22 protein-coding genes, 2 pseudogenes and 2 riboswitches are annotated in these 23575 nt (G+C 30.2%); of the genes and pseudogenes, 7 read left to right on the forward strand and 17 right to left on the reverse strand.

Annotated features, from left to right (window positions below; translation table 11 throughout):
- Positions 1-70: 70 nt before the first annotated feature.
- Positions 71-394, reverse strand: a complete 324-nt coding sequence (locus ACWJJT_RS08865) for a rhodanese-like domain-containing protein (RefSeq protein WP_462954443.1) — start codon at positions 392-394, stop codon at positions 71-73.
- Between the two features lie 231 nt (positions 395-625).
- A complete protein-coding gene (locus tag ACWJJT_RS08870; RefSeq protein ID WP_462954444.1) occupies positions 626-2950 on the reverse strand; it encodes a glycoside hydrolase in 2325 nt (774 codons plus the stop codon).
- 266 nt (positions 2951-3216) lie between these two features.
- Here ACWJJT_RS08870 and ACWJJT_RS08875 point away from each other — a divergent pair, with 266 nt between their 5' ends.
- Positions 3217-4752 (forward strand): transposase, encoded by a 1536-nt coding sequence (locus ACWJJT_RS08875; RefSeq protein ID WP_462954445.1) that lies wholly within the window; start codon positions 3217-3219, stop codon positions 4750-4752.
- A 211-nt stretch (positions 4753-4963) separates the two neighbouring features.
- Here ACWJJT_RS08875 and ACWJJT_RS08880 read toward each other — a convergent pair whose 3' ends face one another.
- From ACWJJT_RS08880 to ACWJJT_RS08890, 3 genes are all read right to left on the reverse strand, one after another.
- Positions 4964-6334 carry a HAMP domain-containing sensor histidine kinase gene (locus tag ACWJJT_RS08880; RefSeq protein ID WP_462954446.1) on the reverse strand — a complete coding sequence of 457 codons (1371 nt, stop codon included), beginning with the start codon at positions 6332-6334 and terminating at the stop codon, positions 4964-4966.
- Positions 6315-6971: a response regulator transcription factor gene (locus tag ACWJJT_RS08885; protein ID WP_220286989.1), complete on the reverse strand. Its 657-nt coding sequence runs from the start codon at positions 6969-6971 to the stop codon at positions 6315-6317. The genes ACWJJT_RS08880 and ACWJJT_RS08885 overlap by 20 nt, the downstream gene beginning before the upstream one ends.
- A 249-nt stretch (positions 6972-7220) precedes the next feature.
- Entirely contained in the window at positions 7221-7604 is a 384-nt protein-coding gene (locus ACWJJT_RS08890) for a YmaF family protein (protein ID WP_462954447.1), read from the reverse strand.
- A 185-nt stretch (positions 7605-7789) separates the two neighbouring features.
- Between ACWJJT_RS08890 and ACWJJT_RS08895 the strand changes: the two genes are divergently transcribed.
- On the forward strand, positions 7790-8605 hold the full coding sequence (locus tag ACWJJT_RS08895; RefSeq protein WP_462954448.1) for a polysaccharide deacetylase family protein: 816 nt from the start codon (positions 7790-7792) through the stop codon (positions 8603-8605).
- A gap of 99 nt (positions 8606-8704) precedes the next feature.
- On the opposite strand, the gene ACWJJT_RS08900 is transcribed toward ACWJJT_RS08895, so the two are convergent.
- The 5 genes and pseudogenes from ACWJJT_RS08900 to ACWJJT_RS08920 all read right to left on the reverse strand — a co-directional run bounded on the left by ACWJJT_RS08900 (position 8705) and on the right by ACWJJT_RS08920 (position 12700).
- A complete protein-coding gene (locus ACWJJT_RS08900; protein WP_462954449.1) occupies positions 8705-9373 on the reverse strand; it encodes a YczE/YyaS/YitT family protein in 669 nt (222 codons plus the stop codon).
- Between the two features lie 184 nt (positions 9374-9557).
- Positions 9558-9707 (reverse strand): annotated as a pseudogene (locus ACWJJT_RS08905) (response regulator); the annotation flags it as partial.
- 51 nt (positions 9708-9758) lie between these two features.
- Positions 9759-9911 (reverse strand): hypothetical protein, encoded by a 153-nt coding sequence (locus ACWJJT_RS08910; protein WP_462954450.1) that lies wholly within the window; start codon positions 9909-9911, stop codon positions 9759-9761.
- Between the two features lie 25 nt (positions 9912-9936).
- Positions 9937-11937 carry an FtsX-like permease family protein gene (locus ACWJJT_RS08915; RefSeq protein ID WP_462954451.1) on the reverse strand — a complete coding sequence of 667 codons (2001 nt, stop codon included), beginning with the start codon at positions 11935-11937 and terminating at the stop codon, positions 9937-9939.
- Positions 11927-12700 (reverse strand): ABC transporter ATP-binding protein, encoded by a 774-nt coding sequence (locus ACWJJT_RS08920; protein ID WP_462954452.1) that lies wholly within the window; start codon positions 12698-12700, stop codon positions 11927-11929. The genes ACWJJT_RS08915 and ACWJJT_RS08920 overlap by 11 nt, the downstream gene beginning before the upstream one ends.
- 284 nt (positions 12701-12984) lie before the next feature.
- Between ACWJJT_RS08920 and ACWJJT_RS08925 the strand changes: the two genes are divergently transcribed.
- Positions 12985-13647, forward strand: a complete 663-nt coding sequence (locus ACWJJT_RS08925) for a response regulator transcription factor (RefSeq protein ID WP_462954453.1) — start codon at positions 12985-12987, stop codon at positions 13645-13647.
- On the forward strand, positions 13644-14654 hold the full coding sequence (locus ACWJJT_RS08930) for a sensor histidine kinase (RefSeq protein ID WP_462954454.1): 1011 nt from the start codon (positions 13644-13646) through the stop codon (positions 14652-14654). The genes ACWJJT_RS08925 and ACWJJT_RS08930 overlap by 4 nt, the downstream gene beginning before the upstream one ends.
- 140 nt (positions 14655-14794) lie before the next feature.
- On the opposite strand, the gene ACWJJT_RS08935 is transcribed toward ACWJJT_RS08930, so the two are convergent.
- The 6 genes from ACWJJT_RS08935 to ACWJJT_RS08960 form a co-directional block, all read right to left on the reverse strand.
- Positions 14795-15157 carry a YccF domain-containing protein gene (locus ACWJJT_RS08935; RefSeq protein ID WP_220320341.1) on the reverse strand — a complete coding sequence of 121 codons (363 nt, stop codon included), beginning with the start codon at positions 15155-15157 and terminating at the stop codon, positions 14795-14797.
- Positions 15158-15210: 53 nt separating this feature from the next.
- Positions 15211-16626: a sensor histidine kinase gene (locus ACWJJT_RS08940; RefSeq protein ID WP_220320340.1), complete on the reverse strand. Its 1416-nt coding sequence runs from the start codon at positions 16624-16626 to the stop codon at positions 15211-15213.
- A 2-nt stretch (positions 16627-16628) separates the two neighbouring features.
- Complete coding sequence (locus tag ACWJJT_RS08945; RefSeq protein ID WP_220320339.1) at positions 16629-17348, reverse strand: response regulator transcription factor; 720 nt, start codon at positions 17346-17348, stop codon at positions 16629-16631.
- Between the two features lie 142 nt (positions 17349-17490).
- Entirely contained in the window at positions 17491-18258 is a 768-nt protein-coding gene (locus ACWJJT_RS08950; protein WP_462954455.1) for a hypothetical protein, read from the reverse strand.
- Between the two features lie 3 nt (positions 18259-18261).
- Positions 18262-19149 (reverse strand): ABC transporter ATP-binding protein, encoded by an 888-nt coding sequence (locus ACWJJT_RS08955; RefSeq protein ID WP_462954456.1) that lies wholly within the window; start codon positions 19147-19149, stop codon positions 18262-18264.
- Between the two features lie 23 nt (positions 19150-19172).
- The gene (locus ACWJJT_RS08960; RefSeq protein ID WP_462954457.1) at positions 19173-20192 is read right to left on the reverse strand and encodes a hypothetical protein; all 1020 of its coding nucleotides are present in this window, start codon (positions 20190-20192) and stop codon (positions 19173-19175) included.
- A 365-nt stretch (positions 20193-20557) separates the two neighbouring features.
- Here ACWJJT_RS08960 and ACWJJT_RS08965 point away from each other — a divergent pair.
- Positions 20558-20716: pseudogene (locus ACWJJT_RS08965) on the forward strand (cupin domain-containing protein); the annotation flags it as partial.
- A 57-nt stretch (positions 20717-20773) separates the two neighbouring features.
- Here the strand turns inward: ACWJJT_RS08965 and ACWJJT_RS08970 are convergent.
- A complete protein-coding gene (locus ACWJJT_RS08970; RefSeq protein ID WP_462954458.1) occupies positions 20774-21622 on the reverse strand; it encodes an undecaprenyl-diphosphate phosphatase in 849 nt (282 codons plus the stop codon).
- Positions 21623-21825: 203 nt separating this feature from the next.
- Between ACWJJT_RS08970 and ACWJJT_RS08975 the strand changes: the two genes are divergently transcribed.
- On the forward strand, positions 21826-22155 hold the full coding sequence (locus ACWJJT_RS08975) for a PadR family transcriptional regulator (RefSeq protein ID WP_462954459.1): 330 nt from the start codon (positions 21826-21828) through the stop codon (positions 22153-22155).
- Between the two features lies 1 nt (position 22156).
- On the forward strand, positions 22157-23143 hold the full coding sequence (locus ACWJJT_RS08980; protein WP_462954460.1) for a permease prefix domain 1-containing protein: 987 nt from the start codon (positions 22157-22159) through the stop codon (positions 23141-23143).
- A 74-nt stretch (positions 23144-23217) separates the two neighbouring features.
- Positions 23218-23328, forward strand: a riboswitch (SAM riboswitch).
- A 133-nt stretch (positions 23329-23461) separates the two neighbouring features.
- A riboswitch (SAM riboswitch) is annotated at positions 23462-23573 on the forward strand.
- Positions 23574-23575 lie beyond the last annotated feature (2 nt).

The following is a 23575-nucleotide window of genomic DNA, read 5'->3' on the forward strand; positions in this document are numbered from 1 at the left end:
TGGTTTACTAACTTTATTATTATTTCATCTTTGATTTTATACTTAACATCATGTGGATATTAACCGAGCGTCATCTAGTTAGACCGTATCTCCAAGAAGATATTCCACGACCTAGATGGTAAATATTTTCAAAATCATTGTTTTCCAAAATATCCACAGCTCTTGGGCTTCTTCCACCAGATGCACAATAAACTAGTACCGGCTTATCTTTATACTTATCAAATTCAGCAAGTTTCATAGGAAGAATCTGAACTGGAACAAGTTTTGCTCCTTGAATGTGACCATTATCATATTCCTCTATAGTTCTAACATCTAAAATAATAAGTTCTTTATCACCACTTATAAGCTTATATGCCTCTTCTGCACTGACATTTTTAACCTTTGAATTAAACATAGTTTAAGCCTCCCTAGAAAATTTATATTTATATATTATTATATCTTAATATTACGTTATAATAATACAATAACATATATAAAATAAAAAGCAATAGAAATTTTAAATTTCATAAATATTTATTTTTAACCACATACAAAAAAAAGATACACGAAAGTTATTCGTGTACCAAACTATTTCATTATAACGTTACATATCTTTATCGTTTAGCCAAAAAAACAGCTTAGTCCTTTAGGGGGTATATTTAATTTTATTGTCTCCATCAAATATAATAAGAGATTTTGCGGCAATTTTTTCGCCTTCAACATTAACTTCCTTATTTGAAAAGTTAGCTATTACCTTTAAGCACTCTCCATATTTAGTCATTTGGACTAATCTATCCTTTGATAAAATCTTAAAATCTGTCATTTCCTTAGTAATTGCCTTTTTACTAAAATCAGACCATACCTTTGTATGTTTTACAATAACGGCTTTATTCTTATTCCATTCATTTTTATCAATATGATAAAGTGGTGGTACATTATATAAAACCTCATATAGCATTCTATTTTCTACTTCATCTTTTATTTTTAATGTACCCCAGCCCCACCAATGAGAAGTAATAACTGAATTATTATAAACTAACTTGTATAGTGGAATTGTATATGCGGTATCCATAAATAACCTCTTATACTTATCCTTTATAGGTATCTGCTTTGAAAATAACTCTGGTGCTCCTCCATTGCTTGAATAATATCTTCCCACATAATATTTACTATCCTTATTTTTACTCATATCCTTATCCATCCATGAAAAAGATGGCGTTTCTATGCCATGAGCAAACGCTATAGATTTGCTTGCAAAATCATTTCCTCCTTCACTTCCAACTACCATATTAAACTGTTTTTGAAGATATTCCATTCTTTCTATTCTTGCCTTTATATCTCCTGCTTCTGTTGTAGGGTGCCCTTTAGAATAATCATCCACCACTTCTCCTGTTGCATCTGTATCTAAAAACCACGAATTATACTTTAAACTAGTCTTTAAAATAGATGAAACTCTATCTTTTACACTTGGCATAGCAAGTGTTGGATTTAACTTTCTCCCAGACCCTTGGAACCCCTCTATCTTTTTGCCCTCTTTATTGGTTACAGTAGCATTTTCATAAAGTGATGTATCAGAAAATTTCGCTGTTGACCACTTTTCTTGTCCTGGCTTATGAATTGAATGATAAGAATCATAAGTACCTATTAAATATCCCAATTCATTTGCTTTTTCAACTAATTCTGGCTTTAAAAAGCCTTCTTGAAAGTCGTCTAATCCAACCCACATTTTATCAATACCGGACTTTTTCATATCGTAAAGTACATTAACAGTATTAGCATCTGCCCATTTTTCAATAGGATCTGCTACATCTCCCAAAGATGATTTTAATAAACCTTTATTTAAATCTATTAATTCTACTGGGTTTAATTTATTTATTCCCTTATCTATTAACTCTTTACTTTTTTTATCTAAATTCGAAAACACCTTAGGATTATAAAACTCCTTTAACTCTATTACAGAATTAAAACCTTTTATAATTCTATTTTTTGTATATTTATCAACATAATCTGAAGAATCTAAATCATTTAAAGCAGTAGCGAGCTCTCCACCATCCTCAACCTTTGTTTTTAATAACTCCTGCATCCAAAGTTTTAGATCTTTTGGAATGCTTCCTTTTATCTTATCCCATTTAATATTTTCCTCAGATATTGCCGACCTATCCCAAAAATAAACATGTGGCGCTCCATAAAGTTTTTGAATATTTTTATTATCCTTAGCCTTATCCTCTAGAGATTTAAAGTTACCTTGCTTCACAATAAAATTTTTATAAGTTTTAGCCACATCTACTGGATTATTCTTAGTTAAATAAATTCTAAATCCATAATCTTTGTTTATATTTATTGAAGGATATTCATGATTAAAAGTAAATTTAATATTTTCTTTAGTATCAAATTTAACTTCATTATTATAAGGATTTTTAATTATATATAATAACGAATAATTCTTTTTGCTTGATGCAAAAAACTGCATAGAAAAAGACTCTAAAGTTTTCATTTCATTACCATTTAAATAGTCTTTCCAGACTTTATCATCCTTTGGAATATACTTACCCTCATTTAATGGAAGCATATATCCTTCTCCTGTTACTTTCGGCCATGAAAATTCATTTTCACCATCCTTATTACTAGATTTTATAGATACATCTAAATACTTATCTTTCTTTTGAATTTCTACATCAATATTTTTCTTTTTATAACTCCAAGATATTTTATTTCCATTATCCTTTAAGTTTGATACCTCCGTTTTTTCTAAAGGCTCAGATACTGTTTCCGTGATTCCATTAGATTCTACCGTTACCTTAAAGGTAACAGGTTCTACTTTAAACTTAAAATCTAAATTTTCAACCTTAGCATTCATTTTGTTATTAATTGGATTAACTTTATTATTACTTGAAATAGCTTTATTATTACAACCTGAAAATAATGTTGTTACAGTTATAGCTACTAAAACTAATGATATTCTTTTTTTCAACTAAATCACCTCATAAGTAAAATAGTGCACTCTCGGAAACTCTTAAGGCACTGCTAACTCTTGATTCATTTTGCTCAAAAATCAACTTCACCTCAAAAATTCGTGGTGCCTCATATTGTACGAATAACCTAGAAAATTTAAGCTATTCGTATTATTTTTTATTTTTTTTACTTAAACATTGTGAAATAAGACTTGACAGCTAGTAAAAATTCGCAAAATTAAATATGTATATTTTTTACATTATTTCATTTGCGAGGAGTGTTTTTATGTTAACTGTTAAGGTTTCTCATTCCCAATATCAATATTTTCTTGAAACATTTTTAGAAAAATTCTATATTCAAACCAATCAACAAATCACTTTGTTTGAGCGTAGTTCACAAATAACTAAAATATGGTCTACCGACCTAACCGGAATTGTCCCTCTAATAGAAAGTACTTATTCTAAATCTAATCAAGGAGCTCCGCCAAAAGATGCGGCAGCATTACTCAGGTCACTTATTATCATGGCTTATTGTAAAGAAACTAGTATATCCTCTTGGGTAAAAACATTACGTTCAGACCCTTTCTATTCAATTTTATCTGGTTTTATACCCGCTTGCTATTCAGACTCTAAAGCCGAAGGCATACATGTTGACCGACTTCCTGGTGTAGGTACTTTTTATGATTTTATGGATAGGCTGATTCATAAGGATAAGATCCTTAATAAATCCAAACTGCGTAAAATTAAACGTAAACCACGTAAAAAGCAAAAGAAAAACCAAAAGATGAATAACTCCAAATCTGGTGTAGTTGACCGTTTAGTTAAAAGAATCTTAAAATTTGATAATTTAAAGCTCCTTGACAGAAGCGAATCCAAAATGAACAACATACTTAAAGAATTATTTGTTATTCCTTCTTTATCAATGGGTATTTTGGGCGATCCTTCTAAACTAAATATTGCTGGCGACGGAACCTGTATGCCAACACAGGCTTCGCCTTACGGTAAAAAAGTTTGTGATTGCAAACTTAAACCAGGAGAACATTGTGACTGTTATCGAAAGTTTACCGACCCCAGTGCTAGCTGGGGTTGGGATAGCTTTAATGAACATTATTACTATGGTCATACCTATCATGGATTTACTGCCTGTGATAGCTTTTACAGCCTACCTATCCATATTAAATTTGTTAGCGCGGCACGCCATGATGCTGTTACTGGAGTTTATGCACTTAAAGAACTTGTAGATTTATATCCTGAAATTAAATTTCATTCTGTAGCCTTAGATTCTGCTTATGATGCTAATGCTTTTTATCTTTTATGCATGCATTATGGAATAAATCCTATTATTGATTTAAATTCACGTTCTTCAAAACCATCATCAAATAGTGAATTTGTTAAACTTGATAAGAATGCTATTCCACACGGAACTGTTTGTGGACATCAGCTTCGTAATTGGGGAATTATTACTAAACAATATAGACATAAATGGTTATTCCCAGTTCAATGTGAAAACTGTGAAAAATGTCCTATGAAAAGCAATAAATCTTATTACACTAAAACATTAGATAACCCAAGGTATTTTACTCCAATATTAAGAGGTTCAAAACAATGGAAATCTCTTTATAAAAGACGTTCAACTACTGAAAGGTGTTGGGATAGAATAAATAATAATTTTCATGCTGAAGATGCAATTATTTATTCTGTTGGGTATAGAATAACAAGGGTATTTCTTGGTGCATTTTGCTGTTTCATAGATGCTTGGGCATCAGAAAAATTAATAGCCCTTGCTGATATTTTCCCAACTCTTAAAAATATAGCTGCGTAATTTAAAATAAATTTCAATTCAATAACCAGCCTACGGCTTTTTTTAATAGTGTATAAAAAAGTCTTTTTGTCATGCCCGTAATTAATTCAAATATAACTTTTCATTCAAATAAGCACTTTTAATACTTAAATATGGAAATTGTTAATTATTGTTTTCCGACTATACTAAAAATACTATAGAAGTGTTACGCCAATGTTACAAAAAACTTTATTTAAAATATTATGTAAAATTCAATCTTATTCTGTTTTACATTAAATCCAAAGTCAAGATTATGTTTTTCTAATATTTTTTTCACTATAGATAACCCTAATCCCGTACCAGAAAGTTCCTTACTTCTTGATTTTTCAAGCACATAAAATGGTGTCCATATATTTTCTAAAGCTTCTTTACTACTTTCTTCTAATCCATTTTTTATAGAAAACATTGTTTTATTATCTTCTTTGACTATTTCTACTTCTACCTCATTATTATTAGTATACTTTATAGCATTTGTAATTAAATTATTTAATACAATATCAATGCCTTCCTCATCTCCATAAATAATATATTCCTCGTCTTTATTTATATTTGATATAAAATTTATGTTAGCCTCATCTATAAGTAGTTTATATTTTTTTAAAACACTACTAAACTGTTTCTTTAAACTAAAGTTAGATTTTTTTAATTCTTTTTTTTCAAGCTTTGACAAAAACAAAAGATTTTCTACTAAACTATCCATATGGTCTATTTGCTCATTAATTATTCCCATATATGTCCCATCATCTAAACCATCCTCAATTCCCTGTCCATACGCCTTTATTAAAGCTAATGGAGTTTTAACCTCATGAGCCATATCTGAAATTAAAGTCTTTAACTTTTCATTTTGAAAATTGATTTCTTTATGTGCCCGCTCTAAGCTTCCACTCATACTATTTATACTTATAGCAAGCTCTTCTATTTCATCATTTGTTTTAATTTCCTCTTTTCTGAAGTTTAAATTAGCAATATCCTTTGATAATTCTTTTATAATTTCTAATGGTTTTATTATTTTTTTAGAAAAAAAGCCAACTAAAATTATAATTAAAATCAAAGAAAATATATTTAAATATATATTAAATTTATTTATAATATCTATAGTTTCTCCCATATATGGTAGTGGCATCGCTATAGCAAATATATATTTATCAACCTTTATAAACTTTGTTAGTACCTTATATTTTGTTACTCCTTGGTCATATATCTTGTTTACACTTTTACTATTTAACTTACTTAGAGTATCTTCCGTAAGCCAAAATTTATTTAGCTTTATTTTATTCGAACTAAATTTAGTTATTAAATCCTCATTAATATTATTAATATCGCTACTTGCCTCCGAATAAACTATAGTGACATCATTTTTCTTTTCCATTTCATCTATATTTTTAAAAATATAATCTGTTTTTTTTCTGTTTATTTGCTCAGAAATCTGGTCTAATGCCCTTGTCTTTTTAAACATATAAAATCTTTCAATAAAAAATACATTTATCACCATAGAAATTATAGTTACAAAAATCGTGACTGACGCTATAGACAATGTGAACTTTTTACTTATTTTGATTCTCATCCGCCTCCATACTATAACCAATTTTTCTATAGGTTTTTATACTATCCTCACCTATTTTCGCTCGAAGTCTTCTTATATGAGTATCCACCGTTCTATGATCCCCATCATAATCCATTCCCCAAACTAAATCTATTAGCTTATCTCTAGATAAAATAATCCCCCTATTTCTAACAAAAGAAATCAAAAGATCATATTCTATTTTTGTTAATTTTAATATTTCTCCATTATTATATACCCTTTTCTCATCTGTGTTTATTTTTATATTATTAATACTTATCTCATCATCAAAATTTATAAGCTTTTTCGCCCTTATTAAAAGTATTCTAGGATCAAAAGGCTTTTTTATATATTCATCGGCTCCGCAATCTAATGCTTCAATTTCATCCTCATTTTGTGTTCTTGCAGTTAAAATTAATACCTTCGTATTACTATTTTCCTTAATATATTTACAAGCCTCAACTCCACTAACCTTTGGCATCATCCAATCCAAAATTGCTAAATCAATTTTATGTAAATGAAACAAATCTAAGGCTTCCTCTCCATCCTTTGCTGTAATTGCATTAAACCCTTCCTTTTGAAAATAAGCTGAAAGGATTTTTACCATTTGTTTCTCATCATCAGCAATTAGTATATTCAATTAAATCTCTCCTTTTAGCCACTACCTATTATAGTTTTTATTTAGATTATACCCAAAGATAAGTATTTTCTCTATAAATTTATAACTTCTACTCAATTGATATCGTGTTATATTCAAAAAACATAGCAAAGCATTAATAAGGCTGCACTCCTTTAAACTTATTTTAAAGGAGTGCAGCCTTGTTATATGGAACGATGTTAGCATTCACTGCCTTTTGCAGCAATGCCTTAACTTAACTCAGTTCTTTTATTAAGCTTCTTCAAATATTGGAGCTTCTATAAGTGTAGCAAATATTAATTCATGGCAATGGTCATCAACGACATTAGTTTTAGCCTTTACAAAATGAACATGCCTACCACCGCCAACAGGTATTGCTAAACCTGAAGTTGCTTCAAATTCATGAAAGTGGTCAAAAAAATCTGTTCTTGATTTAACTTTATGCACATGCCCACCTTGAACTGGTATTGCAGGACTTGACACTCCAGCAAATCTGTGGTTATGAGCATCCTCACTATCTAATTCTGCTAATCTAGTACTTCCTAAGAATTCATGGTCGTGGAATTGCTTTTCTTTTTTACAACAGTTATCCTCATGCTTTTTTTCACAACCACAGTTATTCTCACTCTTTGACATTAACATCACTCCTTTTTCTATTCAGTTACTATTATATGTACCTTATTAAAAAAGAGAACTTAATACAAAAAATTCTTACGTGTTTTATTTCTAGCACTCTCTATACTCTCCTAAAATAATTTAGGTATAATTTTTTATACATTACAAATAATAATTTATAATGTAAATCGGTTTAGGAGGTCGATATGAAAAAAAATTTGTGTTTCATATTTGTATTAATTTTTTTAACCTCTATCCTTGGATGTTCAAAATCTATTTCAAAACCTATACCCATAACAAAGAAAGAGTCTACAGTTAATAAACCTTACGGTGAGAGTGTTCCAGTCCTAATGTACCACTCAATTACCTCTGGAAAAAGTAATTCCAATTCTCTTCCTATTGAAACGTTTAAGGAGCAAATGAACTACCTAGAAGATAACGGTTACCAGACTATAACGCTTACAGATTTATATAAGTACTTTATGAATCAGAAGCCTCTACCTGAAAAATCTGTAGTCCTTACTTTTGATGATGGCTATGAAAATAATTATACTGCTATGTTCCCTGTTCTAAAAGAATATAATTTTAAAGCAGCAATTTTTGTTATTACTTCTCATATTGATAAAGATCATGAATTTATGACATCCAAACAGCTTTTAGAAATGGATAAATACGGAGTAGATATAGAAAGCCATACCGTAAATCATGATAAGTTAAAATCACTTTCTAAGGATAAGCAACTAGCAACATTAATTCAATCTAAAAAAGATCTAGAAAAAATATTAAAGAAAGAAATAAACTTCTTTGCCTACCCTGGTGGTGCGTACAACAAAAGTGCCATTGAGGCTGTGAACGAAGCTGGTTACAAAATGGCTTTCACCATTGATAGTAAGTCGTCTAGTTGGTCCTCTAAAAATGATGGTCTACTTTCCTTACACAGGGTAGATGTAAGTTCTTTTCAGGACCTGAATGCCTTTAAAACTGGAATTTCTAATGCTGATTATAAATCTTTATTTCAATAAAAACAACCATCTGGGCTCCAGATGGTTGTTTTTATTATTATTTTACCCGGTCATCATTATAGAAAACTTTTCTTTTACTATCCATTAATATAATTAAATTTAAGCTTCGACGCATACATTTTCTTCCTCTTTATGTTCAGATTGATTTTTAACAATCGAATTTACTAACTTTTCTCCATATGGAAGGCAAAATTGTATGCATGGACCTGTTAACAATGCAGATATTATTGTACCTATACCAAATACTCCACCGAGTGCAAATCCTGTTATTAAAAAGGTAGCATCTAAGCCCATACGAACCCAACGATATTCTAAATTAGTTTTATCTTTTATTATAAATGGAATAATATCATTTGGTGCAACGCCTAGATTACTTGCTGAAAGTATAGAGAATCCAATTGCAATTAGAACACATCCGAATACAACTAAAAGTATTTTTACGCCAGTATTTAAAGATTCAATTGGGAAAAATGAAACAGCCTTTACCCCAAGATCCATAATGGGGCCTACTCCCACCACGCATATAATTGTTCCTATATTAATACGCGTTCTTTCAACTAAAAGTATTATGCAAACCACTACAAATAAAATAATCATATTGGCATTCCCAGGTGTCTTCTTTAATAAAAATGCTAATCCTTGAGTGAATAAAGTAAACGGGTCAGATCCAATATTAGTTTTTAAAAACAAAGCTACCCCGATCTGTATTATACTCATTCCTATAAAAAATAGGATTAGTCTTTTAATTAGATTTAATTTTTTCGTCATATTTTTCATCCTTTGCCTTATATTTTATAGTTGCTCTCTATAATATTTTTAAACTTTTATTATAAACTACCAAAAAGGTCAATTTTAATTATACAATGATACAAATTTATATACAAGTATATATTACTTATGTAATTGTTTGAAAATATAGTAAATGCTTTTAATCGTGATTCTATATTAATGGCAAAGCCATAATCAAATTCATATTATCACTGGCGGAAGACGCAAAAATTATTGGAATCCTTGATATTTTCCTAATTTCCATGCACCAGTGAAATCCATTATGAAAGGGTAATGTAATATCCAAAATCACCAGCTGCGGATCATATTTTAACTCTGCGTAAATTTTGTATGTACGTAGGGATATGAGCATTAGGAAACACACCTATCCTAACATTTTGTTTTTCTTATGTTTAATAATCCTCACAACAATAACTATAGCAATGATGACTACGATTCCTTCAAGGGCTGGCGACCACCATTGAATAGTTTTAATAATTCCTTCAGACACTCCTAAATTCAATAAAAAATTTTCCAAATTCTTCACTCCTCACTATATTTCTTTATTTTATCTTTTGTTCAACAATGATTTGTTTTGCACTTTCGTAAGTTGCAATGAAGTACACGATATACAAAGCGATAATAATTGCAAAACTTACCCCCATATTTAGCCCAATAGACATCTGAAAGAATGACTCCACTTCATTTAGTACGGATCTAGTAACAAACATAGATAAGACCATTGACATAATGAGTGGCACAATAAAGTAAAATCCAATCTGTAGAAACAATGTGCTACGAATCATTTTTCCATCTGCCCCCATATTGGCTAATGTGTGATATCGTTCTTTGTTATCTTGAGTTTCAGTTAATTGTTGCAGTGCGAGTACTGCCAAACAAATTATAATAAGCACAAGACCAAAATAACTACATATGAATGCGACAACCCCAAATGTTCCAAAATAGAAGTCCTGCAGAACATCTTTTGTGGTATAGGTAATGCTTCCACCTACTATTGAATCAGACCATGCTTTAATCATCTGTGCGTTCAATAATTCTTTGTTCGCGTCCGCCTTATAAAGACCGTTTAAAAAATATGTCTCTGGTATTAACTTTGAAACAATTTCATCAGGTACAATAATTGTTCCCGGATCATTTGCGCCTATAGGAGCAAATGCTATAATTGTCTTGTTAAGGGGTTCTGCCCTTTGTGGTGTTAATTCTTGACCAGAAACTGTAATCTTCCCATGATTCTTTAAAAAATGATCTACATAAGGTATTGTGTTCTTATAGGTTGCATTTATAAGATATTGATTTTTAGATAAGCTAATCTGTTTCTCATTTTGAAGAGTCATCTGTTTATTAAACTCCGTCTCTGACATGAAGTTAATTTTAGATTCTGGCATGTCCTTATCCGTAATGGATAATTTTACGACTTGCCCCTCAAATATATCTCCATAGGTATAATCCGTAACATATAGAATGCTCTCACAATAATCCTTCAAATTTTCTTGCAAAATGACTCCATCTTTTTGGGATTTTTCTAGTGGAGTTACTTTATTCTTGCTTATAGGTAACAGAACGGTAACATCATAAGGAATAGATTTTTTCATCAGATTGTTAATTTGACCACTAATACTAAACCCTGAGCTAAGGACTACAAGCGAGCACAAAAGCAATCCACTAATAACTGTGATGACAAGATAATTTGTCTGAAGCTTGCTACCAATTTGTCTAAATAAGAATGTATTTAATCCACGAAAGTACATACGTTTATTTTTTTGAACAAATAATATCATTACACTAGAAGCAGTATAATAAAACAATAGAATACCAACCCCAATAAGCACCATAACTTTTGGTAGAGTTGTTTTGCTAAGTCCAGTACTAAATAGTATGTATATACCTAAAATCATACAAAATGCTGATGTAGCAAGTAATAAAAATGAAATCCATTTATTATGAACTCTTAATTCTTGATTCTTTCTGTCTGCTGTTAATAAATCAATTAACTTTAATTTAAAAATCGAACGCGTGTTAACTATCATAACAACCCCAAAAATAATAGCAAAATTAATAATTGTTTCTTTTATAGCATTAACAGACAAAACCAACTGGAATGAAGATACATCTGTTGCAAATAAATTTAACGCTATTAGTGAAAGCCCTTGTGATAAAAGCAAACCTATACCTAATCCAACTATTAAGGAAAAAATACCAACCAAAACAATTTCCCCCACAAAAATAGATGAAATGCTCCACTTGTCCATGCCGAGAGTCATATACATTCCCATTTCTTTTTTTCTTCTTTTCATAATAAACTGATTTGCGTATACTACAACAAAAGCAAGAATCACAGCAATAAATTTTGATAGAATTCCTATATATTGATTCATAGTATCGGTCATCATTTTCATTGCAGAAGATAATTTGCTTAATCCTGGCTGAGATGCTATTGAATTAAATGCATAAAACAAACTAACCGCCAGGGCCAATGTTAAAAAGTAGACCACATAGTCTTTAATACTCCTACGTACATTTTTAAAAACAAGTTTAAAAAACATTATCACTCTCACCTCCTAAAACAGAAACAACTTCCATGATGCTATTAAAGAAGGTTTTTCGATCATGACTGCCTTTATATAACTCATTGAATATTTTTCCATCCTTAATAAAAATGATTCTTTTACAAAAGCTTGCATTATACGCATCATGAGTTACCATAAGAATTGTGGCCTCTTGATTACGATTTAAATCTTCCAAACTTTTTAATAGCATTTTTGCAGATTTACTATCAAGCGCTCCTGTTGGTTCATCTGCTAAAAGTAAAGATGGATGAGCCACCATAGCACGAGCTGCTGCCACTCTTTGTTGCTGTCCTCCAGACATTTCATAAGGATACTTATTAAGCACTTTCTCTATATTTAAAGCCAAAGCTACATTATCTATTTCTTGTTTCATTTTATTCACAGGACAATGATTAATGGACAATGCTAATGAGATGTTTTCATATGCTGTCAATGTGTCCAATAAATTATAATCTTGAAATATAAATCCCAATTTTTCACGACGAAATTTGGAAAGCTTACTTCCACCTAAAAGAGTGATATCTTCTTCGTCTACATATACATGTCCTGATGTAATAGTATCAATGGTAGAGATACAGTTAAGTAATGTGCTTTTTCCGCTTCCGCTAGAACCCATTATTCCCAAAAATTCTCCTTTATTCACTTTAAAAGAAACACCATTTAATGCATGTGTAACTTTACCTTTATTCCCATATACTTTTTCAATATCTTTAACTTTTAAAATCGTATTAATATTCATCGTTATCGCTCCTTTTCTCTCTCTTACCCTACTTTATCATCTTTCTATTTTTCAAACTATCGATTAACCTTACCGTAGCATTACCATTTTGTAAGGTTAATCATCAATTGCATTGCTGTAACCAGCACCGTAAGTGATGGTTGGGCTACTCTACTCCTTGCCATTATAACGAATATTATGTACAATATACCATATAATTCATTATAATTGTCGTATGTGCAAAGTACTGCAATATAACATCGTGGTATCGTTTATTATATTTATATCGAAGAGGAGACTGTAAAATGAAGATATTTATCATTGAGGATGATCCAACAATTTCTAGGGAGCTAAAGAGTTTCCTCTCTAAATATGGTTATGAGTGTTTTGATAGCAATGATTTTGAAAATATTATTGAAATTGTATTACATTCAGAATCTAATTTAATACTTTTGGATTTAAATTTACCTTATCAGGACGGGTTCCACGTATGCCGTGAAATACGCAAACAATCTCCTGTTCCTATCATCGTTGTCACCAGCAGAAACACACCAATAGACGAATTGCTAAGCTTAAACATTGGAGCTGATGATTTTATCACTAAACCTTATAATCTTCAAATATTACTAGCTCATATTCAGTCTGTGTTAAAAAGAACCACCGATAATCCTGAGAGTATCTTACTTAGCCATAAAGACCTAACCGTAGATGTTTTAAAAAGCAAAATGATCTATGATGGCGGGGAAGTAGACTTATCAAAAAATGAGTTAGGTATAATTCGATTGCTCATACTGAATAAGGGCAATATAATTTCAAGGGATGATCTTATGAATGAGCTATGGCAAAATGGGGATTATGTTGATGAAAATACCTTGAATGTCAATATTGCAAGGCTTAGACGGAAACTTAAGTCTTTTGGCTTAACCGATTATTTAATTACAAAACGCGGTCAAGGGTATCAGATATGAGTGTCATAAATTATCTTAAAGAAAAATCAATTCAAATTATTCTTGTTCTTTTATCCTATGTTATTAGCACTGGTATACTATATCTATTTAATGTTAAAAGTTCTGTTATTATTTTCATTTGTGGTATATTGCTTTTCTGTTATATTTCTGGATTATGCTTTGACTATTACAGAATGAAGCATTTTTACAGCGAACTGCTTTTAATTTTTCAAAATCTTGATGAAAAGACATATATCACTGATATTGTTGAAGCACCGCATTTTTTTAGTGGTCAGGTTTTTTATCAGATTTTGAAAGACTCAACAAAGGTCATGAATGATAATATCGCAAGCTTTAAAATATCACAACGAAACTATCAGGATTATATTGAATTATGGGTGCATGAAATCAAAACACCTATTACGGCAATCAATTTGATTATAGCAAATAACAAATCACCTATATCGCATCAAATACAATCTGAAATTGATCGAATTGAAGGTTATGTTGAGCAAACACTTTACTATGCCAGAAGTAATACGCTTTATGACGATTATCAGATAGAGACGACTCGTCTCTCATCCATAGTCAATAGCACAATAAAAAGCTGCTCAATGAGTATCATACGAATGAGTGGCAAAATACAAATGAAAGATTTGGAATTAGATGTAACAACTGACCCTAAATGGATTATATTTATTTTGAAACAACTCATTGATAATGCAATCAAGTATCGAAGTGATAAACTAATAATTTCATTTTATACGAGGCAAGTAATATCAGGCACCATTCTGCATGTTCATGATAACGGCATAGGCATTCCTCCTGAGGATATACCTCGCGTTTTTGATAGAGGATTTACAGGACATCATGGTAGATCATATATGAAATCCACGGGAATGGGACTTTATCTATGTAAAATACTATGCAAAAAATTAGGATTAGATATAACCGTTCAGTTTTCTGAACCTTCTGGAACTACAATGATGATTTTCTTTCCTAATAAGCTGAAAATATTTGATGAGTAGTAACCTCTAGAGGTTCTTACTCAAAGTATCCTGAGGTCACTGTAGATGTGAAATAAAATACAACTAAAAAATAGATAGAGCATCATAGAATACTATGTTGCCTACCTATTTTCTATAAATAATATTGAGCTAATTTATATCTAATGTATTTTCGCTCCAAAAGGTATGAGCCCAAGTTGAGCAAATTTAAAATGCTGAAGCCCAAATGGTATTCCTACAATTGTTATACAAAATATCACACCTGTAATGAGGTGCGCTATGGCAAGTTCCCATCCTAAAAAAATAATCCAGATAACATTAAAAATCAATCCTCCAACACCAAAATTACCAAGCTCTATTTCTTTTTCAAAAGGCCACAATACAAATATTGAAATCTTAAAACATTGAATACCAAACGGTATTCCAATAATTGTAACGCATAAAATTAGACCTGATAAAAACCATGCAATAGCTGAAATGATTCCACCAAATAACAACCAAATAATATTACCTATAAAATTCATTATCCATCTCCATTCTTATTATATTCATAAAAATCTTTAAATCGAATACTTATTTATAAATTGATTTCTATTTCTGTACCACGTCCGAGCTCACTTAGCACCCTAATTTCTCCATCATGTGCTTTTACTATGTCCCTCGCAATAGCCATTCCAAGTCCCGAACCTTCATGTCCTTTTCCGGTATTTGCACCTCTGTAATATCTTTCAAATATAAAGTTTAGTTCTTCCGGCCTTATTCCTTTTCCGTTATCACTTATAACAATTTTTATGTTATCCTTCTTCTCAACCAATACTTTTATATTTACGCCCCCTTTATTATGAACTATTGCATTATATACCAAGTTTTTTATAGTCCTCATTATCAGAATATTATCCACAAAAGCTTCTATAACTTCATTATCACAAATAAAATCAATATCTACATTAGCATTCTTAGGATCGTTTAGTATATCAATTACAGCATTTCGTGCCAAGCTAACCATATTTACTTTTTTCTTATTTAGCTTTAATACCTTATTTTTTAATCTTGTTGTTAAATTCAAATCATCTACAAGCTCTTTTATATAGTTAGACTTACTCTCTATTATTTTTGAATACTGATTTATCTCTTCTTTTGATAAATCATACTCATCACTACTTAAAATTTCAGCATATCCTTTTATAGATACCAGTGGTGTCTTAATATCATGTGACATATTTGAAATCCATTCTTCTCTCATTTGATCAAGTTTTTTTCTTTCTATTTCATTACTTCTAAGAGTTGATGAAAGATTGTTTAAGTTCCTATATACCCCAGTGTATATTCCCTTTTGAGGCAATTTTAAATCATATTTTCCATCCGATAATATTAGAACTCCATTTATTATGTTACTAACAGGTCTAGTTAGTTTTCTTGAAAATAAATATGCAAAAAATAATGCAATTAATGCATCTAATATTAAAATGCTGTAAATATATTTACCTATAATTGCTACAAAATTATTATTCTTAATAGTAATTACTTGTCTTTGAATCTTATCCCGCGGAAATCCTATTATATAACTGTATTTACTTCCTTCTATTTGTTTTTCACCCATGAAAATAGTTGCTAATGTTTTTTCATCTGCATATTTGTATTGATTAATCAATTCAAAAGGAGTATAACTTTTTTTTATACTATTTGGCTTTTTATAACTATATATTTCACTACTTTGCTCATCTAATATCTGTATCCATATATTGTTATTATCTAAGCTAGATTTTCCATCATTATCTATATATACAGTTTCTTTATTCCCTACAATATATTCACTAAAATTTCTAGTGTAATCCTCTACCCCTAAACTTTCTAATTTCCCCTTTATTAAAGTGCTTTTTGTCTCATTGTTATAAATTATAAAAGAAAAAACTGTAATAATATTTATAATCATTACGATTATAACTACAGAAACCACAGTTGCCATGAATCTTGCCATCAATTTCCATTTCATATCTATTCATCCTTTACAACAAATTTGTACCCAAGACCCTTAATATTAACTATATATTTTGGCATTGAAGGATTATCCTCTATTTTTTCTCTGAGTCTCCTTATGTGAACCATAATTGTATTGTCAAACCCTATATAATCTTCTCCCCAAACCCCACTACAAATTTTTTCCTTGCTAAGAATTTGGTTCGTATTTTTTGCAAAATATGCTACCATCTTAAATTCTTTTGGTTTTAACTCTATTAATTCCCCATTTTTTTTAAGCTCTATCTTTTCCTCATTTAATTCAAAGGGTCCAAAAACTATGATTTTGCACTTCTGCGCAGGCTCTTCACCAATGTAATTATTTCTTCTTAGATGAGCCTTCACCCTATACGCGACCTCTTTTGGACTAAATGGCTTTGTAATATAGTCATCAGCCCCTAAAGCAAATCCTAAAATCCTATCTAACTCTTCTGTTTTAGCCGACATAAACAAAATTGGTGTTCTAGAAGTGCGTCTTATTTCTTTGCATACTTCATAACCATCTTTATCAGGCATCATTATATCCAAAAGAATAATATCTGGGTTTATTCGTATTACTGCATCTAATGCTTCTTTTGCCGCTGCTGCAGTGTATATATTTTCAAAACCTTCTTTTCTAAGCACAGTAGATAAAAGTCTTAATATATCCTCTTCATCATCAACTATTAATATTTTACTTTTATTAATTGAATTATTCATAATTACCACCTCTTAAATTATCACCTAAATGTTCCATATTAAATATTTCAGAAGACTAAACAATTAATAATTGTTTAGTCTTCTGAAATATCCTTGTATTTCTTACTTATATAATACCATAGAAACTATCTTGTCATATTTTTTATTCCTTTATAAATGATTTGTAAGTAAGCTTTGGTAAAAATATAAAACAAGCAATAACTATTGCTATTTGAATCATAATCAGTGATATTGGAACTTGATATTTTATTAATTCCATAGACATCATTCCCCAAAGTGGAGTTACCCCAAAATATTTTGCGTACACCCCTTGCGATAATAAACCACTTAGTATATATGGCACCCCCATAAGCAATCCCCCAAAAACAAAAGGTATAGAAGCTGATTTACTTATTGCTGATAAATATAATCCTAACTGCGAGAAAAAGAACGAACCTATTATAACTGTTATTATAAGTATAATCATCATTTGCAATACAGTTATGTTTGAGCCACTATTTCCAAAATACCAAAGTTTTTTTAATGGTAAATCTAGCCCTTTAAAATTAGATTTTATTAATCCATCTATACATACTGTAAGTACTATTGATAGATTACCTATTGATGTTGCTATTCCAGCCCCAATGGATTTTGCCATTACAACCTTTTTCTTTCCATTTTGGGTTGTATTTATAAGTTCATTCATATTAGAACTATATTCAAGGGTATATACAGCTGAAATTATCATAAAGGTTAGTAGTCCTATTAATGGCACAATCCCAGAAATTTTACTAAATACATCTGCCCAAACCTCTACGCTTTCACCTGGCCTAATTAAAATTTTACTAAATAAAAGCAAAACAATCCAAGTTATTATAATGCTAGGTTTTAATAACATTTTTCTTATTTCTGATTTTATAAGAATTCCCATAAGTTACACCTCCTTAGTATTTTCTAAATCAAAGTAAAACATATATACATCCTCGAAACTTGGCTCTATGCTTTGCGCTGATACATATAAAGGCATTTTATCGCTTACTACTCTTAGCTGCGTAGAATCTGCCCCCCTTTGCATATTGACCACTTTATAATCTCTTTGTATATCCATAATTTCATTTTCTTTATTCGTTGTAATCTTGTATACTTTTCCAGTCATGCCCGATAATATATCTTTATGATTTCCTTTTATTATAACGCTACCGTTTTTAATCATTATAGTTTCTCTTGCTACTGCTTCTATATCTGAAATAATATGAGTTGAAAGTATTATTATTTTGTCCTTTGATATTTCAGCTATAAGATTTCTAAATCTTGCTCTTTCTTGTGGATCAAGACCCGCTGTTGGTTCATCTAATACAACTACTTTAGGATCATTTAATAATACTTGTGCAATTCCAACTCTTCGTTTCATCCCACCTGAAAATTTACCAACTGCCTTGTTTCTAACCTCATATAAGCCAACAAGGTTTAGTAGTTCATCAATTTTTTCAGATGCACTATTTTTATCTATTCCTTTTAATGCAGCCACGTATTTCAAAAATTGCTTTGCTGTAAAATTTTTATATGCACCAAATTCTTGTGGCAGATATCCAATAATATTTCTATACTCATCCTCTTTATCGTAAATACTTTTCCCATTATAAATAATTTCTCCACTAGTAGGTTTTGTTAATGTTACTATTTGTTTCATTAGTGTAGTTTTACCCGCTCCATTTGGTCCGAGTAGTCCATATACACCATTTTCTAAAGTAAGTGTTATATTATTATTTGCATTCTTTTTTCCAAAGGTTTTTGTTAATTTTTTTATTTCAAGCTTGTTCATAATTATTCCTCCTCTAATTTTAATTATCTTACTAATACTTTTTTAAATGATACTATGCTTAATGTAATTGCTGCCACTATAGTCACTGCAAGCATTCCAATACAAAGATTTATTAAATCAAAATTCATACCAAAGAATTTTACACTTCCATAATATACTCCAGCAAACATTTGAAAATAGACTATTAAATCTATAAAATTAACCTTGCTTAATACCATTTGAACATTACTTGGAATTACTCTTACTATAGTTAACAGTTTTGGAGTAATAACAATAATTAAAAACGCACTTGTTGATGTTATTGAACTTTTTGTTATAAATGAACATAAACATGCAATTACACCTAAAGTAACTAGTATTAATATCATTATGATTATCTTAGATATTATAAATTGAATTATTGTATATGCATCCCGTGCTAGAATAGGATTATCTATTATTCTTATTGCTTGTAGTTTCCCATTTATAGGCATGCCATATTGAATTGCTGTTATTATGAATTGAATTGCTAGATAAAATCCATATAGAACTGTTGGTATTAATATTCCAAGTCCTAATTTTGAATATAAAGTTCTATTTTTATTTTTTGATGTAAGAATCAAATTTTCTACCGTAGAAACAATTTCATCCGTATATGTATTACAGCAAACTATAATTAGAATTACCACCATACAGAATACCATAAATGTATTGGTCGCTCTATAATCGAATACCTTCCAAAAACTAACTTCTTTATACATGGCGCCTTCCATACTTTTTAGCTTTTTGGTGGATATTTCTTTAATACCTTTACTAAATTCATCCTTCTGCTGGTTATTTGCAGCTTCCTTTATTGTTCCTATTTTTGCATCTAATTTTTCTTGTGCAATTACCTCTGCCTTCCTTGTATCTTTAATTAACTCATATTGCTGATTTCTATGTGATTTCTGTGTTTCCATCTCTGGTTTTATAAAAGCCATTACTCCGCAAAGTAAAATAAATATCGCCGCTACAATTATTCCAGTTTTTGATTTTAATATTTTTTTAAGTTCCCAATATATCATATTGTGCCTCCTTGTATTCCTCTTCAGTAATTATTTTTTTCGGTAAGATTATAATTATGAAGTGAATCTTGCTATAGGTACATTATATAAGGTTAATCTTATCTCTTGATAACATTAACCTTAAATAAACCTTACAAATATTTTTATATAAGATAGAGCCAAAGAAGCCAATGACCCTACCCGATGGATTATATTAGCAGACTATTATCTAACTAATAAAGGCAATTACCCTTAATAATAAATTATTAAACAACTGTAACACTCATCAATAGTTAATTTAATGAAAAAAGTATGCTAATTTTATATTTTAGCATACTTTTTTTTATGAATAATAAGCTGTAGAATGAATATAATTATAATTAAATGGAGAACCTGCACAATTCCTAGCACCTAAAAATTATATCTTTGGATCTGCTATGAATAGTTCAGGTTACTCTCTTTTTGACTGTATGGTATCCCCTGGCTTTGACTTTAAAGATTTTGAAATATTAAAAACCATCTCATATCACTTAATACATATGTAATTTTTCCCTTTACTTTTTCATAAAGAAAAAATACCCCTTGCTATTTACTTTCTATGATTATGCTAAAATAATAACCTTAGTTAATACTAATATTCCAAGTAAAATACCTACTACTACTCTATATATTGCAAAGACTTTCATTGGCTTCTTTTTCAAATAATCCACAAATTTTTTCATAACTATCAAAGATACTATGAAGGCTACAACAAATCCTACTATTAATGAAATCCATAATGTTTTCGTCATTACAGAATAATCAAATTCAAATAAATCTTTTCCTGTTGCCCCTATCATAGCTGGAATCGCTATGAAAAATGAAAATTCTGCTGCTATCGGTGTTGATAATCCTGCAATCCATCCGCCCATAATTGTAGAAGCACTTCTTGACATTCCTGGCCACATTGCAAGCAGTTGTAATAAACCGATTTTAAATGATTGTATAGGCGTTATGCTATCTATACTTTCTACTTTATGATCCCTGTTTCTAACTCTCTTCTCGATTATTAGTAACAATAATCCACCAACTATGAATCCTACTATAACAGCCTCTGGTGTAAACAATAGTTTTATTTTATCGTATAATACTACTCCTGCAATTCCCATTGGTATAGATGCCGTAATAACATTTATCCCAAATCTGAATCCTTTCTTTCCCTCTTTTCCTTTAGTAAATATAAACTTAAAAAATTCTATTATACTTTCGCTAATCTTCTCCCAATACAAAACAACAACTGCCATTATTGCTCCAAGTTGGATTACAACTTGAAACATCTTTACAAACTCTCCCTCAAACCCAATTGCCCATCCAATCAATATCATATGTCCTGTAGACGATACTGGGATAAATTCAGTTACCCCTTCTACTATTGCTATTATAATTGCTTTTAATAAAAATATTATGTCCATAACTCACCATTCCTTCCAATCTAATTATTACTGTATATAGTTTATCATAATAATCTATAAGGTACCATCTTGGAACCTTATAGTAACATTACATCTTCGCAAGTTTTAAAAAATGCTTTACCTGTCGTAGTAATTGTGTTATTCTTAAATTACTACGACAGACAAAGTACTACAGATGCAGTAAAAGCAAAGGAGGATATAATTTGATAAGCAGCGATGTAATTCGAGGATATAATGATACGATTATTCTTTTTATGCTTCAAGATGGCGAATCCTACGGGTATGAAATATCAAAAAATATTAAGAAATTATCAGAGGATAAGTACGTTATTAAAGAGACCACACTCTATTCGGCATTCAACCGTCTTGAGAAGAACGGATATATCGAATCTTTCTATAAAGATGAAACCTTTGGTAAAAGACGCACATATTATAGAATTACCCCCGTAGGTCTAACCTATTATAAAGAGAAATGTGAAGAATGGAGCTTAACAAAAGAAGTTATTAATAAATTTATTAAGGAGAGTGATTAGTTTGGAAACTATAAAAAATTACTTAGATAATATGTTTAAAGTCCTACCAATAACAAATCAGACGATAAAATTAAAAAATGATTTATTATGGAATTTGGAAGAAAAATATAATGAGAATAAGAGTGATGGAAAATCAGAAAATGAAGCCATTGGTATTGTAATCTCAGAATTTGGCAATATCGATGAATTAATTGATGAACTTGGCATCGAACATATGAAAGATGGTGCGCTACTTAAAACCATTACACAAGAAGAAGCTGATAATTTTATGACTACAAAAAAAGAATCTGGCTTATTAGTAGGTATCGGTGTTTCTTTATGTATTATAGCAACAGCTATGCTAATATTACTTACCACTCTCACAGATGGTGGCATTATTGGTAAAGGTTTTTCAAAAGATTTCAGCGATATGTTTGGTATTATTGCACTATTCTTACTATGTGCACCTGCTGTAGCTTTATTCATTTATTCCGGTATGAAGCTACAAAAATACGAATATTTACAAAGCGGTTTTGATTTACCTCCTCATGTAAGAGCAATTGTAAATCAAAAAAATAATGCTTTTTCATCAAAGCATATGATATCTGTAATAATAGGTGTAAGTCTATGCATCTTATCACCAGTTGCACTTTTTGTATCATCTGCTTTTGGCGACAATGCATCTAGCTACGGATTAGTTGTTTTACTTATGATGGTTGCTATTGCCGTTTTCCTCTTTATATATTTTGGAAATATTAAGCACAGTTTTAGTATTCTTTTACAAATTTATGACTTTACAACTGAAAAAAACTTTACAACAGAAAAAACTGAAGATAATAAACTTATTGCTGCAGTTGCTGCTATCGTATGGCCATTAGCAATCTGTATCTTCCTTGTCAGTGGATTAGTTTTTAATCTATGGCACATTAATTGGATTATATTCCCTATCGTTGGCATTTTATTTGGCATGTTCAGTGCAGCATATAGTATTATAAAAGAGCATAATTAAAATAACTTTATCTATTAAAAAAGTATTGACAATTGTTTTTATGAGTAATATACTAAATACTAATAACTGAATACAACTTATCCAGAGTGGCAGAGGAACTGGTCCGATGAAGCCCGACAACCAGCATTCTTATTCGAATGTAGTGGTGTCAATTCCTGCAGATTGTAAAATCTGAAAGATAAGGATGTTAGCAAATTTTATGATACAATTTTATTGTTTATTAAAGTTAACTATTGCTACTTTCCTTATAGGAAAGTAGCTTTTTTTCTTCCCCAAAAATCTAAATAAATAATGTACTAAATACTAACAACTAAATATAACTTATCCAGAGCGGCAGAGGGACTGGCCCGATGATGCCCGACAACCAGCATTTTTAAAAGAAGTGCACTGGTGTCAATTCCATCAGATTGTAAAATCTGAAAGATAAGGACG

This window comes from Clostridium sp. CM041 (assembly GCF_055081035.1).

What these genes read in the sequence shown, in the direction of transcription:
- ACWJJT_RS08960 (WP_462954457.1), bottom strand. Translation starts at nt 20,192, where the DNA reads ATGATATATTGGGAACTTAAAAAAATATTAAAATCAAAAACTGGAATA.
- ACWJJT_RS08940 (WP_220320340.1), bottom strand. Translation starts at nt 16,626, where the DNA reads ATGAAATGGAAATTGATGGCAAGATTCATGGCAACTGTGGTTTCTGTA.
- ACWJJT_RS08945 (WP_220320339.1), bottom strand. Translation starts at nt 17,348, where the DNA reads ATGAATAATTCAATTAATAAAAGTAAAATATTAATAGTTGATGATGAA.
- ACWJJT_RS08930 (WP_462954454.1), top strand. Translation starts at nt 13,644, where the DNA reads ATGAGTGTCATAAATTATCTTAAAGAAAAATCAATTCAAATTATTCTT.
- ACWJJT_RS08900 (WP_462954449.1), bottom strand. Translation starts at nt 9,373, where the DNA reads ATGACGAAAAAATTAAATCTAATTAAAAGACTAATCCTATTTTTTATA.
- ACWJJT_RS08865 (WP_462954443.1), bottom strand. Translation starts at nt 394, where the DNA reads ATGTTTAATTCAAAGGTTAAAAATGTCAGTGCAGAAGAGGCATATAAG.
- ACWJJT_RS08970 (WP_462954458.1), bottom strand. Translation starts at nt 21,622, where the DNA reads ATGGACATAATATTTTTATTAAAAGCAATTATAATAGCAATAGTAGAA.
- ACWJJT_RS08875 (WP_462954445.1), top strand. Translation starts at nt 3,217, where the DNA reads ATGTTAACTGTTAAGGTTTCTCATTCCCAATATCAATATTTTCTTGAA.
- ACWJJT_RS08920 (WP_462954452.1), bottom strand. Translation starts at nt 12,700, where the DNA reads ATGAATATTAATACGATTTTAAAAGTTAAAGATATTGAAAAAGTATAT.
- ACWJJT_RS08935 (WP_220320341.1), bottom strand. Translation starts at nt 15,157, where the DNA reads ATGAATTTTATAGGTAATATTATTTGGTTGTTATTTGGTGGAATCATT.
- ACWJJT_RS08950 (WP_462954455.1), bottom strand. Translation starts at nt 18,258, where the DNA reads ATGGGAATTCTTATAAAATCAGAAATAAGAAAAATGTTATTAAAACCT.
- ACWJJT_RS08915 (WP_462954451.1), bottom strand. Translation starts at nt 11,937, where the DNA reads ATGTTTTTTAAACTTGTTTTTAAAAATGTACGTAGGAGTATTAAAGAC.
- ACWJJT_RS08890 (WP_462954447.1), bottom strand. Translation starts at nt 7,604, where the DNA reads ATGTCAAAGAGTGAGAATAACTGTGGTTGTGAAAAAAAGCATGAGGAT.
- ACWJJT_RS08880 (WP_462954446.1), bottom strand. Translation starts at nt 6,334, where the DNA reads ATGAGAATCAAAATAAGTAAAAAGTTCACATTGTCTATAGCGTCAGTC.
- ACWJJT_RS08925 (WP_462954453.1), top strand. Translation starts at nt 12,985, where the DNA reads ATGAAGATATTTATCATTGAGGATGATCCAACAATTTCTAGGGAGCTA.
- ACWJJT_RS08955 (WP_462954456.1), bottom strand. Translation starts at nt 19,149, where the DNA reads ATGAACAAGCTTGAAATAAAAAAATTAACAAAAACCTTTGGAAAAAAG.
- ACWJJT_RS08895 (WP_462954448.1), top strand. Translation starts at nt 7,790, where the DNA reads ATGAAAAAAAATTTGTGTTTCATATTTGTATTAATTTTTTTAACCTCT.